We start from the raw sequence: 12,937 nt of genomic DNA on the forward strand, positions 1-12,937 counted from the left end.
GATGCGGTTTCGGTGGTGGCTGCTGTTGATGCTGTTAATTCTTGGCGCGGCAGCCGTGAGCGTCTGGCGTGGCTGGATCTCGCTGCCACCCCATTGGAATCCCTGGGCGCCGCTGGACGTGAAGGCCGCGCCCAATTTTCTGACCCGCTACAAACTGATGCGCCTGCGCGATGATCCGCAGTTGTGCGATCAAGCCCTGAGCAGCTCTGGATTGCGCGTAACCCATCAGGCCGACAGCCCCGACGCCACGTGCCCGTTGATCAACACCTTGCGTGTGCAAGGCGGCGAGGTGGCGCTGAGCAGCAGTTTCCTCGCCAGTTGCCGCCTGGCGGTGTCGTTCGCCCTGTTCGAACACCACGCCCTGCAACCCGCGGCGCAAGCGGTCTATGGTCAAGCAGTAACGCGTGTCGACCATCTCGGCAGCTTTGCCTGTCGCAACGTCTACGGCCGCGAAAATGGCAGGCGCAGCCAGCATGCCAGTGCCGATGCGCTGGATATCGCCGGTTTTCGCTTGGCCGATGGCCGATCCATCAGCGTGCTCAAGGATTGGCCGAAGGATAATCAGGACGCACGGTTTTTACGTCAGGTCCGCGATGGCGCCTGCGACATGTTCAGTGTGGTCTTGAGTCCGGATTACAACGCCGCCCATCGCAATCACTTTCATGTGGATGTCGGGCCGTGGTGGGTGTGTCGCTGAGGGCTTGTTATTGAAAGTCAGGCGGCGATGCGCAGGTTTTGCAGGACGATCGGGCGAGCCCAGCCGTTATCGAAATCGAGTTGTTTCTGTTGCTCCACCCGCTCTTCGGGCGAGAACGGCGGGAACGGTTTGTCCAGCAGGTGCAATTCGAACTCGGCGATTGGCAGGTGCAGCGGACGCGGCTGCGGTGCCGGGCCGGCTTCGGGTACAGGCTGGCCGGCGGTGAGTACGATCGGACGGACCCAGCCACTTTCGAAGTTCTGCTGCTGCTGTTGAGCGACGATTTCTTCCGGCGGGAACGGCGGGAAGGGTTTGTCGGCCAAGTCCATTTCGAACTCGGCAATCGGCAGGAACAGCGGCTCTGGCGGTTTGACCTGGGTTTCTTTCACATCGCATTCGCGTTGGGAAACGATGTGTGCGTAGAGCTCGCTGCCGACGGTCGGCTCGACCGGGCTCTCGAGATCAACCGGTGGGAAAGTCCCGCAGGCAGGCACCACATCGCTCGACTGTTCGGCCAGGGCCTGGGCAAAAAAATCCTGCCACAGGTGACTGACGCCGCTCAGTGCTTGGGAGTTTCGTAGACCAAAATCGCCATGACGCGATAGGTAGCCTATGGATGTGGTTTGAATGTCTGACATTTCTCTCGGTCGACGCTCAGCTCTGGCAAAATGCTCGATAGTTTTGTTATCGGCCGTTTTTGCCGATCATTAATTTTTTGAGCGTGTTTTCTCATGATTGAGCAACCTGCGGCCTGCCGCATCCATGTCGAGGCCCTGGCCGCGACTTTTCAGCCACAGGCCGAACAATGGGCCGAGCGCCTGGGTTTGCCGATGCAGGTGGATGACGGTGAGTTCGCTTTGCAGGTCGGCGACCAGGGTTTGCAGCTGCAGCAACTGGGCCCGGACGCGCCGGGACCGGTGCGGGTGGACTTTGTCGAGGGCGGTGCGGCCCATCGCCGCTTGTACGGAGGCGGTAGCGGTCAGATGATCGCCAAGGCTGTCGGGGTTGCCCAAGGCGTGCGTCCGCGCGTGCTGGATGCCACGGCGGGGCTGGGCAAAGATGCGTTCGTGCTGGCGAGCCTGGGCTGCGAGATGAGCCTGATCGAGCGTCAGCCGCTGATTGGCGCGTTGCTTGAAGATGGCCTGGCACGCGGCGCGGAAGACTTTGACGTGGCACCGATCGTGGCGCGGATGCGCTTGCTCAAGGGCAACTCGATCGAGGTGATGCGCAATTGGGAAGGCGAGCCGCCGCAGGTGATCTACCTAGACCCGATGTTTCCCCATCGTGAGAAAACGGCTCTGGTAAAGAAGGAAATGCGCCTGTTCAGGCCGCTGGTAGGCGATGACCCGGATGCGCCTGCACTGCTCGAAGCGGCGTTGGCGTTGGCCAGCCACCGGGTGGTGGTCAAGCGGCCGCGCAAGGCGCCGTGCATTGAAGGGCCGAAGCCGAGCCATGCGCTGGACGGTAAATCCAGTCGGTATGACATTTATCCGAAGAAGGCGCTGAAGCCTTAAGACCGCGTCGCCCCCCTTCGTGAGCAGGCTCGCTCCCACAGGGGATCTACGGTGTTGCATAGATCCAGTGTGGGAGCGAGCCTGCTCGCGAAGGGGCCGATCAGACAACCGAAACCTATCAGGCTGTCTCTGGCCGATACGCCCGCATAAACAACTCCACCACTTCCTGCACATGGCTCTCGGCCGCATCCCCGGTCAGCGGCTCGCCGCAGCCATAAAGCAGCCTGAAATTCCCCGCACCCTTGAGCAGACAGAAGAAATGCTCGGCCGCATTGCGCGGTTTGTCGATGCTCAACGCGCCGCTGTGATCAACCTTGGCCAGCAACCGCTCCATGCCCTGCAGCATGCGCTCAGGCCCGGCCTCGAAGAAGATCAGCGAGAGTTTCGGGTCCTGGCTGCCCAGCGTCATCATCAGCCGATGCAGGTTGACCGATTCGTCGCTGTTGATCAGCTGATGAAAGCCGCGCGCGATGTTTAACAGCACCGTTTCTACGGCAGTGCCGTCCGGCAATTCGAAAAACAGCGTCGGCAATTGCTCTTCGCACTTTGCCATCACGGCAGCGGAGAACAGCGTCTCCTTGTCGTTGAAATGGCTGTAGACCGTCAGCTTTGACACACCGGCCTCGGCCGCGACGGCGTCCATGCTGGTATTCGCATAACCCTTGCTCAGAAACAGAATTTTCGCCGCATCGAGGATCGCCTGGCGCTTGGCCAGATCCTTGGGACGGCCCGGACCGTTGGGTGCTGAAAGATTGTTCGACATTCTTCGCTTTTAATACTGGACTGGTGAGTTTGCTATTAATAACATACCGCTCAGTATAATTATTCCAAGCACCATTAGCGAAAGGTCCTTCACCATGTTCCGCTATGCCTTGCCCCTCGCGTTGCCAGTCAGTCTGGCGTTTTTATTGTCTGCGTGTGGCCACGAAGAGGCGCCTCAAGTCACCGTTCGCCCGGCCATGGTCGTGCAGCCAGAGCCATCGGCCCAGGCGATGGAAAGTTTCCCCGGTGAAGTCCGTGCACGGTTTGAGCCGGACCTGGCGTTTCGCATTGGTGGTAAAGTCAGTCGACGACTGGTCGAGGAAGGGCAGCGGGTCAAGGCCGACCAACCTCTGGCGGAGCTCGACCCTCAGGACGTACGCCTGCAACTGGAAGCCACCCGTGCCCAGGTCGCCGCTGCCGAGGCCAATCTGAGCCTGGTGCGCGCCGAACGTGATCGTTACAAGACCCTGATGGACCGTCAGATGGTCAGCCGTTCGCAGTACGACAATTCCGAAAACCTTTACCGATCCGGTGAAGCACGCCTCAAGCAAATCAAAGCCGAATTCAACGTTTCGACCAATCAGGCCAGTTACGCTGTGCTGCGTGCGCCTCAGGATGGGGTTGTGGCTAAGCGCGCAGTTGAAGTCGGGCAAGTGGTGGCGGCCGGGCAAACCGTATTTACCCTCGCCACCGATGGCGAACGCGAAGTGTTGATCAGCTTGCCGGAGCAGAGCTTTGGCCGCTTCAAGGTCGGTCAGCCAGTGTCAGTCGAACTCTGGACCCAACCCGACCAACGTTTCGCCGGGCGCATCCGTGAGCTGTCGCCCGCTGCCGATCCAAAATCGCGCACCTTTGCCGCCCGGATAGCCTTCACCGCCGGCAAGGTTCCCGCTGAACTCGGCCAGAGTGCCCGGGTGTTCGTTCAAACCTCCGATGTGGTGCCGCTGTCGGTGCCGCTTTCCGCGCTGACCGCGGAAAATGGCGCGACCTACGTCTGGGTTGTCACTGCCAACAACACCTTGAAGAAAACCCCGGTCCGGGTCGGTGCCTTCGGCGAGAAAACCGTACCGGTGCTCGAAGGCCTGAATGCCAGCGACTGGGTGGTGGCCGCTGGCGTCCATGTGCTGCTTGAAGGACAGCAAGTGCGCCCGGTGGATCGCTCCAACCGCGTGGTCAATCTGGCGGACAAGGAGTAATCCCGATGGGTTTCAATCTTTCCGAATGGGCGCTGCGTAATCGCCAGATCGTACTGTTCCTGATGCTCTTGCTGGCAGTTGTTGGCGCACTGTCCTACACCAAACTCGGCCAAAGTGAAGACCCGCCGTTCACCTTCAAGGCCATGGTGATTCGTACCAACTGGCCTGGGGCCACGGCGCAGGAAGTGTCGCGTCAGGTCACCGAGCGCATTGAAAAGAAGCTGATGGAAACCGGCGAGTACGAACGCATCGTTTCGTTCTCCCGTCCGGGCGAATCCCAAGTGACGTTCGTCGCCCGCGATTCCATGCACTCGGTGGACATCCCGGACCTCTGGTATCAGGTTCGCAAGAAGATCGGCGACATTCGTCAGACCTTGCCACCGGGCATCCAGGGGCCATTCTTCAATGATGAGTTCGGCACAACGTTTGGCAATATCTATGCGCTGACGGGCGAAGGTTTTGATTACGCGGTGCTCAAGGACTACGCCGACCGCGTGCAGATTCAGCTGCAACGGGTCAAGGATGTGGGCAAGGTCGATCTGCTCGGGTTACAGGACGAGAAGATCTGGATCGAACTTTCCAACGTCAAACTCGCCACCCTCGGCCTACCGTTGTCGGCGGTGCAGCAGGCCCTTGAAGAGCAGAACGCGGTGTCCACCGCCGGGTTCTTCGAGACCTCCAGCGAGCGATTGCAACTACGCGTCTCGGGGAATTTTCAGACGGTCGAGGAGATCAAGAGCTTCCCGATCCGCGTCGGTGATCGTACGTTCCGCATCGCCGATGTGGCGGATGTGCGTCGGGGTTTCAACGATCCGCCGGCGCCGAGCATGCGCTTCATGGCGGAAAACGCCATCGGTCTGGCCGTGGCCATGAAGGACGGTGGCGACATTCTGGTGCTGGGCAAGGCGTTGGAAGTCGAGTTCGACCGGATCCAGAAAAACCTTCCTGCCGGTATGCAGTTGCGCAAGGTCTCCGACCAGCCCGCCGCGGTGAAAAGCAGTGTCGGTGAATTTGTTCAGGTGCTGGTGGAAGCGCTGGCAATCGTCCTGCTGGTGAGTTTCTTCTCCCTCGGTGTGCGCACCGGCATGGTGGTCGCGCTGGCGATTCCTTTGGTATTGGCGATGACGTTCGCCTGCATGTATTACCTGGGAATCGGCCTGCACAAGATCTCCCTCGGGGCGTTGGTACTGGCGCTGGGATTGTTGGTGGACGACGCGATCATCGCCGTGGAAATGATGGCGATCAAAATGGAGCAGGGCTTCGACCGGATTAAGGCGGCCAGTTACGCCTGGACCAGCACCGCATTCCCGATGCTCACCGGTACGCTGATTACCGCTGCCGGCTTCCTGCCGATTGCCACTGCGCAGTCGGGCACGGGTGAATACACCCGTTCGATCTTCCAGGTGGTGACCATCGCGTTGCTGGCCTCGTGGGTGGCCGCGGTTGTGTTTGTGCCTTATCTGGGGGAAAAACTCTTGCCGGATCTGGCGAAGATTCATGTAGCCAAACATGGCACCGGCGACGGCCAGCCCGACCCTTACGGCACGCCGTTCTATCAGCGCGTCAGACGCCTGGTGGAATGGTGCGTACGGCGGCGCAAGACGGTCATTGTCCTGACGGCCGTGTTGTTTATCGGTTCTGTCATCCTGTTTCGCTTTGTGCCGCAACAGTTCTTCCCAGCATCGGGTCGTCTGGAATTGATGGTCGATCTGAAACTGGCCGAAGGCGCCTCGTTGAGCAACACCCGCGATGAGGTCAAACGCCTCGAAGCACTGCTCAAGGATCACGCCGGTATCGACAACTATGTCGCTTATGTGGGCACCGGTTCGCCACGTTTTTATCTGCCGCTGGATCAACAACTTCCTGCAGCAAGCTTCGCGCAGTTTGTAGTCCTGGCCAAAACCATCGAGGAGCGCGAAGTCCTGCGCACCTGGCTGATCGAAGCCCTCAAGGAACAATTCCCGGCCCTGCGAGCGCGGGTGACACGTCTGGAGAACGGGCCGCCGGTTGGCTATCCGATGCAGTTTCGGGTCACCGGTGAGCACATTGAGGAAGTTCGCGCGCTGGCCCGTAAAGTGGCCGCCAAGGTTCGCGAGAACCCGCATGTGGTCAACGTCCATCTGGATTGGGAAGAGCCGAGCAAAGTCGTTTATCTGAACGTCGATCAGGACCGCGCACGGGCGCTTGGCGTGAGCACTGCGAACCTGTCGACGTTCCTGCGAAGCTCTCTGACTGGTTCCAGCGTCAGCCAGTACCGTGAAGACAACGAGTTGATCGAGATTCTGTTGCGCGGCACGTTGCATGAACGCACCGAACTGTCGCTTCTGCCAAGCCTGGCGGTGCCGACCGACAATGGCCGCAGCGTAGCGTTGTCGCAAATTGCGACCCTGGAATACGGCTTCGAAGAAGGCGTCATCTGGCACCGCAACCGCTTGCCGAACGTGACGGTCCGCGCCGACATCTACGGCAAGGAACAACCGGCGACGCTGGTGAAGCAGATCATGCCGACCCTCGATCCGATTCGCGCCGAACTGCCCGACGGCTACTTGCTGGAAGTCGGTGGCACGGTGGAAGACTCGGCTCGCGGGCAGAATTCGGTGAAGGCCGGTGTGCCGCTTTTCATCGTGGTGGTGCTGACGTTACTGATGCTGCAACTGCGCAGTTTCTCACGCACGATAATGGTGTTTCTGACGGCGCCTTTGGGTTTGATCGGTGTGACCTTGTTCCTGATGGTATTCCGTCAGCCGTTCGGTTTCGTCGCCATGCTCGGGACGATCGCGCTGTCCGGGATGATCATGCGTAACTCGGTGATTCTGGTGGACCAGATCGAGCAGGACATTGCTTCCGGGCTCAAGCCTTGGCAGGCGATTATTGAAGCCACGGTGCGGCGTTTCCGGCCGATTGTATTGACTGCACTCGCGGCGGTGCTGGCGATGATTCCGCTGTCGCGTAGCGTGTTCTTCGGGCCAATGGCGGTGGCGATCATGGGCGGGTTGATTGTGGCGACGGCGCTGACGTTGCTGTTTCTGCCAGCGCTGTATGCGGCGTGGTTCAGGATCAAGAAAGACCCGGTCTAACGTCCTACGTGTATTTCAGATCCCTCTGATATTGAGTCAGAGAGATCTGAGTGCTGTACTCAAGACTCAGTTTTATGAGTTTTTGAGACAGCAATAATGAAAAAGCCACCCATTTTGATGGGGAGGACCGACCCGGTATTCGACCTGTTGGGGAAGTCACCCCACAAGGAACGCCTTTCGGACTACCTTGCCCTGCTCAAGCCGCTGGACGATCAGGGGCGTTATCTGCCTTTCGATGAGTTGCGCTACCGCTGGGCGCCGGGGCTGGATTCTAATCTGTGCTGGGCGCTGGTGAAGAAAGCCCGGACTGCGCAGTACTCAAGTTTGTTGCCGCTGGGCGAGCCGCTTCAATGGGGCAATTTTGTGCTCACGCCGTTGGCGCAGAAAGCTATTTCCGCCGTCGATCGACAAGCCACAACGGCCGAGCTGGAGTACATGACCAGTCAGATTGGCGAGCATGCGCACTTCAGCTATCTGCTCAACGATTTGATCGAAGACGAAGCCATCAGCAGCAGCCAGCTCGAAGGCGCGGCGACCACCACGCGGGTGGCCAAGGACATGCTCAAACGCAATCGCCTGCCGCGCACGCCGGATGAGCGAATGGTGATCGGCAATTACAAGATGATGAATTTCGCCTGGGAAAAGCGTTATGACGCCCTGAGTGTCGAACTGATTTCAGCCATGCACCGGGTGGGTGTCGAGGGCATTGATGACACGCAATATTCGCCGGGGGAGTTCAGGGCCAACGATGATGTAGTGGTGCAGGACGGCGAGGGCAACACCGTGCATACACCGCCGCCCGCAGCAGGGCTGATGTCACGATTGCGGGTGTTGTCGACGTGGATCAACCAGCCCCATAACGATCCCGATCAAGTGGATTACCTTCATCCACTGACCAAAGGCATCGCACTGCATTTTGCACTGGGCTATGAGCATCCTTTCCGCGACGGCAACGGCCGGGTGGCGCGGGCGCTGTTTTATTGGTTCATGTTCAAGAATGACTTCTCTGCCTTTCGTTACATTGCGATCAGCATTTTGCTGCGCAGTGCGCCGGTGAAATACGGGCGCTCGTATCTGAACTCCGAGGCTGATGACCTCGATCTGACTTATTTCATCGATTTCCAGTGTTCGGTCATCCTGCGGGCTGTCAGCGGTTTCACCGAGGCATATCGGAAAAGTCTGGTGTATGCCGAGTTTTTGAGAAGCGAAAGATCGGTCGCGAGTGGGTAATGCCGATCAGTTAAGGAACGACACAATCCGTAGCAGCTGGCGAAGCCTGCGTTCGGCTGCGCAGCAGTCGTAAAACCTGAGTTTGCGGTCTTCCTGAAACACCGCATCGTCTGATTTCACGACTGCTGCGCAGCCGAACGCAGGCTTCGCCAGCTGCTACGGATCGCGTTTTGGCTTAACTGATTGGCATTAGGCGCGAGTGGGTCTTCTTTCTGAGGGCTCAAAACACAACCCCGTTCTGATCGTTCCCACGCGGAGCTGGGAACGATCAGCGGGAGAGAGTATTAGAGGGTACCAAACACCTTCTTCGCCAAACTCGTCGCTGCTGCTGCAGGATTCTGGCGAATGGCTTCTTCCTGTTTACCAATCATCTCGAACAGACCGTTCAACGCCTGCTCGGTCACGTAGCTTTCGATGTTGGCGCTCTTCGCATCCACCACACCCATCGTCGCGGCTTGCCCGGCGAACGAGTTGTACTGCTTGGCCAGGCCCACCTGGTCGGTGGCTTGCTTGACGATTGGCAGGAACTTGACGCGGATCTGTTCGCGGCTGGTTTTGCTCAGGTACTGAGTGGCCGAGTCCTTGCCGCCGCTGAGAATGCCCTTGGCATCTTCCACGCTCATCTTCTTCACTGCGTCCACCAGGATTGGCTGGGCCTGGGTCACGGCGGTTTCAGCCGCTTTGTTCATGCTGGTTTCCAGCTGGTCGACCTGTTCGCCCATGCCGAACTGCTTCATCTTGCTGGCGACTTTGCCCAGTTTGCCCGGCAGTTCGATTTTCACGTCCGGGTTGTTGCTGAAACCGCCCGGCGTGCCGAGTTGTTTCACGGCCAGCTGCGCGCCTTGGGTCAGGGCATCCTTGAGGCCGCCGGTGGCGTCTTTTTGCGACAGGTCGCTGAGTGACAGCGCCAGGGCGCTGGCGGAGATCATCAAGCCTGCGCACAGGCCGGCGAAGCGAAGGGTAGGGCGGAACATGGCAGCTTCCTTTGTTCAAAAATTGAGAGTTAGCGAGCGGCGTCGACGCGGATTTTCAGAGGCTGCGGGTCGCTGCCATCCAGCTGCACGGCGTGATGTTCGGTGGTGATGAACATCAGTTCGCCATTCACTTCGATCCGTGCGCTGACCGAATAACGATGACCCGGTTTGACCTGCGTTGGATCGTAACTCAGATGAAACGGCAGCGGCACCTGGCCTTTGACCGGGCCTTTCTGTTCGTCGAGGATCACGGCGGGCGCGTCGGCCAGGGACACGTCCTGCAAGCTGACGCTTAAGATGGCGCTGGGCGGCAGGGCAATGCGTTGCAAGTAGAAGACTTCGCCATCTAGGCTGGTTTTGGCGGCAGGTTGCATCGACTGACAGGCACCCATCAGGGTGGTCATGGCCAATAAAGAGAGTTTTTTCATCGGAGATCTCCGTATCGAAGGCGCCAGAAGAGGCCTGGCGCCCGTAGGAATTTAGTCGGATAGAGTCGGAGCCGCGACCTGATCCGCCGCATCTTCACTGCGATGCAACGCCACCTGGCGGATCGACAAGCGAATCTCCGCCGGCAACACCCGCTTGGCCGCGCCTTCGGCCAGTTCGCCGAGCAATTCGTGATAGCTCAGCTTGCCGGCCTCGTCGCGCTTGAGCACGTCCAGATCCAGCATCGTCTGGATGAAGTGGCGGAACAGGCTCTTGTCGAAGAACTCCGGGGCGTTGAGGCCATGGAGGATCGACAGGCGCTGGGCCATGACCGTGCACAGGTCTTCCAGCTCTTCGGCGCTGATGCTGTTCTGACCGCTGTTGAGCAGCAGCGAGACCGTCATGTAAAAGCGCTGTAAGGTCTGGGCGATGCTTCTCGACAGCAGGGTCAGCAGCACGAAATGCCGCGAGCTCGGCGCCGGCCGCAGGTAGACGTCATTCTCAAAACGCAGCAGACCTTGCTCGACGAAGGCTTCGAGCCATTGATCGATCACCGCATCCAGTTCGTCCAGCGACCAGCGAATGAACAATTCCGATTGCAGGTACGGATAGAGCGCGCGGGTGTAGCGCAGGATCTGTTCGCGGCTCATGCGCGAGGCGCTCTGGAAGAAACTCGCCAGCAGCGCCGGCAAGGCGAAGATGTGCAAAACGTTGTTGCGGTAGTAGGTCATCAGGACGGCATTCTGCTCGTCCAGATACAGAATCTTGCCCAGGGCATCGCTCTGCTCGGACAGGAGATCCATGTCCTTCACATGCTCTATCAGCGTGCGGCCGTCACCTTCCGGCAGCGTGGTGTGCGGCGAATACGGGACCTTGCGCAACAGCGCCAGATACAGATCAAGCACCCGCGCCATGGCGCGATCATCCAGCGCGAGACGGCTGGTGGACAGCAGCGCCAGGGCCACGAGATTGACCGGGTTGATCGCCGCCGCTTCGTTCAGATGCTGCGCGACTTTCTCGCCGAGGCGGTTGGTGGTTTCGTTGAGCCAGGCCGGTTTGAATTGCGGGCCGAGTTCCTGTTTACGCCAGTCAGGCTGTTCGCTGTCGAGGAATTCCGCCAGTTTGATCGGTTCGCCAAAGTTCACCGCCACTTGGCCGAAGCGCTGCTTGAGGGCGCCGATGACTTTGAAGATGTCGAAGATCGATTCTTTCTTCTTGCTCGCGCCACGCAGTTCCCCGAGGTAGGTCCGGCCTTCCAGCACGCGCTCGTAGCCGATGTAGACCGGGATGAAGACGATCGGCATCCGCGACGAGCGCAGGAAGCTGCGCAAGGTAATCGCCAGCATGCCGGTTTTCGGTTGCAGCATGCGCCCGGTGCGCGAACGGCCACCCTCGACGAAGTACTCCACCGGGAAGCCTTTGGTGAACAGGGTGTGCAGGTATTCGTTGAACACCGAGGTGTAGAGCGGGTTGCCTTTGAAGGTGCGGCGCATGAAGAACGCACCGCCGCGCCGCAGCAGACTGCCGATCACTGGCATGTTGAGGTTGATCCCGGCAGCGATGTGCGGCGGGGTCAGGCCGTTGCGGAACAGCAAGTAGGACAGCAGCAGATAGTCGATGTGGCTGCGATGGCACGGCACGTAGATCACTTCGTGACCCTGAGCGACCTTCTGCACGCCTTCGATGTGGTTGACCTTGATCCCGTCGTAAATCTTGTTCCAGAACCAGCTCAGCACCACTTCCAGAAAGCGGATCGCGGTGTAGGTGTAGTCGGAGGCGATCTCGTTGCCATAGCGCAGGGCCTGGGCCTTGGCTTTCTCTGGGGAGATGTTCTCTCGCTCGGCTTCGTCAAGGATCGCTTGCTTGACCAGCGGCTGATTCAGCAGGCCTTTGACCAGATTGCGACGGTGGGAAATGTCCGGACCGATCACCGCCGCTTTCAGGTTGCGGAAGTGCACCCGCAGAATTCGTTGGGCCATGCGCACGGTGCGTTCGTGGCCTTTGTTGTGATCGATCAGTTCACGCAGATGAATCGGCGCCGAGAACTGCACCCGGGTTTTGCGCCCCAGCACAATGATGCTCAGCAACCGGCGCAGGCGCCCGGTGACCGCCCAGCTGTCGGCGAAGAGCAATTTCCATGGGCTCGACTCGCTGTCTGGCGACTGACCCCAGAACACGCTGACCGGAATGATCTGCGCGTCTTCGGCGGCGTTCTGGCTCAACGCGCTGACCAGACGAGTCAAGGTCGGCGGTGCACCACGCTTATCCTGACGGCCGAGCCAATCGGGCTCTGGCGTCAGGTAAAAGAACGCCGCGGGTTCCTCCAGCGTACCTGCCGAGACCGGCAACACCGGGCGGGGCAAACCTGCCTTGCTGCACTCGGTATCGACCACGGCCAGGTCGGTCAGCGAAGGGTTTTGCAGGACGTAGAACACCGGCCGGCTGCGGTCGAGGTTGAGGGTGAACGACGACTGATTGATCGTCTCCGAGCGAACCCAGAGGTAGAGCAGTCGGCGCAAGGTGCCAAACACAAGACGGCGGAACGGGGAACGGGTCATACGGCATCTGCATGAGTGAATAAAACCGAGCGTTTGCTCGGGCGGTCGTAGGGGGCTTTCTCAACCAGTTTCGGCGCGGCGCGGAAACTGGTTGAGAAAGCCCCCTAGTGTGCCGTATTCGCCGAAAATCGGCAAAAAAGCGCCTAAGTAAAGTTGAGTTGAGAGTTTTCGCGCCTGTCATATACTCGGCGGCTCAACAATAAAAAGAAGGGGTACTGTTACATGGCAACGCGCGAAACCGGCAATGTGAAGTGGTTCAACGACGCCAAGGGTTACGGCTTCATTCAGCGCGAGGACGGGGTGGACGTGTTCGTGCATTACCGCGCGATTCGCGGCGAAGGGCACCGCTCGCTGGCTGAAGGTCAGCAGGTTGAATACGGCGTGGTGACCGGCGAGAAGGGCTTGCAGGCTGAGGATGTTGTAGGCCTGTAATCCATATATTACGGATCACCCAAAACCACTGTGGGAGCGAGCTTGCTCGCGATGAGGCCCTTTCAGTCAAC

11 protein-coding genes are annotated in these 12,937 nt (G+C 59.4%); 6 read left to right on the forward strand and 5 right to left on the reverse strand.

Translation table 11 applies throughout. The features are described from left to right. Position 1 precedes the first annotated feature (1 nt). A complete protein-coding gene (locus QFX16_RS05845) occupies positions 2 to 697 on the forward strand; it encodes an extensin-like domain-containing protein (RefSeq protein ID WP_283183185.1) in 696 nt (231 codons plus the stop codon). Positions 698 to 714: 17 nt separating this feature from the next. On the opposite strand, the gene QFX16_RS05850 is transcribed toward QFX16_RS05845, so the two are convergent. After that, the gene (locus tag QFX16_RS05850) at positions 715 to 1,335 is read right to left on the reverse strand and encodes an energy transducer TonB (RefSeq protein ID WP_283183186.1); all 621 of its coding nucleotides are present in this window, start codon (positions 1,333 to 1,335) and stop codon (positions 715 to 717) included. Positions 1,336 to 1,428: 93 nt separating this feature from the next. On the opposite strand from QFX16_RS05850, the gene QFX16_RS05855 reads away from it, so the two are divergent. Then, complete coding sequence (locus QFX16_RS05855) at positions 1,429 to 2,211, forward strand: class I SAM-dependent methyltransferase (protein ID WP_033056325.1); 783 nt, start codon at positions 1,429 to 1,431, stop codon at positions 2,209 to 2,211. A 118-nt stretch (positions 2,212 to 2,329) separates the two neighbouring features. On the opposite strand, the gene QFX16_RS05860 is transcribed toward QFX16_RS05855, so the two are convergent. Next, a complete protein-coding gene (locus QFX16_RS05860) occupies positions 2,330 to 2,974 on the reverse strand; it encodes a TetR/AcrR family transcriptional regulator (RefSeq protein WP_283183187.1) in 645 nt (214 codons plus the stop codon). Between the two features lie 94 nt (positions 2,975 to 3,068). Between QFX16_RS05860 and QFX16_RS05865 the strand changes: the two genes are divergently transcribed. From QFX16_RS05865 to QFX16_RS05875, 3 genes are all read left to right on the forward strand, one after another. Further along, on the forward strand, positions 3,069 to 4,169 hold the full coding sequence (locus QFX16_RS05865) for an efflux RND transporter periplasmic adaptor subunit (RefSeq protein ID WP_283183188.1): 1,101 nt from the start codon (positions 3,069 to 3,071) through the stop codon (positions 4,167 to 4,169). A 5-nt stretch (positions 4,170 to 4,174) separates the two neighbouring features. After that, a complete protein-coding gene (locus QFX16_RS05870) occupies positions 4,175 to 7,246 on the forward strand; it encodes an efflux RND transporter permease subunit (protein ID WP_283183189.1) in 3,072 nt (1,023 codons plus the stop codon). 96 nt (positions 7,247 to 7,342) lie between these two features. Then, positions 7,343 to 8,476 (forward strand): Fic family protein, encoded by a 1,134-nt coding sequence (locus QFX16_RS05875; RefSeq protein ID WP_283183190.1) that lies wholly within the window; start codon positions 7,343 to 7,345, stop codon positions 8,474 to 8,476. Between the two features lie 284 nt (positions 8,477 to 8,760). On the opposite strand, the gene QFX16_RS05880 is transcribed toward QFX16_RS05875, so the two are convergent. From QFX16_RS05880 to plsB, 3 genes are read right to left on the reverse strand one after another with little or no spacing between them, the layout of a single operon-like run. Further along, positions 8,761 to 9,450, reverse strand: coding sequence for a DUF4197 domain-containing protein (locus QFX16_RS05880; RefSeq protein ID WP_283183191.1), 690 nt, complete (start codon positions 9,448 to 9,450; stop codon positions 8,761 to 8,763). Positions 9,451 to 9,479: 29 nt separating this feature from the next. Then, positions 9,480 to 9,878 carry a YbaY family lipoprotein gene (locus tag QFX16_RS05885; protein WP_283183192.1) on the reverse strand — a complete coding sequence of 133 codons (399 nt, stop codon included), beginning with the start codon at positions 9,876 to 9,878 and terminating at the stop codon, positions 9,480 to 9,482. A gap of 51 nt (positions 9,879 to 9,929) precedes the next feature. Then, positions 9,930 to 12,434: a glycerol-3-phosphate 1-O-acyltransferase PlsB gene (gene plsB / locus QFX16_RS05890; protein ID WP_283183193.1), complete on the reverse strand. Its 2,505-nt coding sequence runs from the start codon at positions 12,432 to 12,434 to the stop codon at positions 9,930 to 9,932. 222 nt (positions 12,435 to 12,656) lie between these two features. Between plsB and QFX16_RS05895 the strand changes: the two genes are divergently transcribed. Continuing rightward, on the forward strand, positions 12,657 to 12,866 hold the full coding sequence (locus tag QFX16_RS05895; RefSeq protein WP_008146705.1) for a cold-shock protein: 210 nt from the start codon (positions 12,657 to 12,659) through the stop codon (positions 12,864 to 12,866). The last annotated feature ends 71 nt before the right edge of the window (positions 12,867 to 12,937 follow it).

It is taken from the genome of Pseudomonas svalbardensis, from assembly GCF_030053115.1.
Classification (GTDB): Bacteria; Pseudomonadota; Gammaproteobacteria; order Pseudomonadales; family Pseudomonadaceae; genus Aquipseudomonas; species Aquipseudomonas svalbardensis.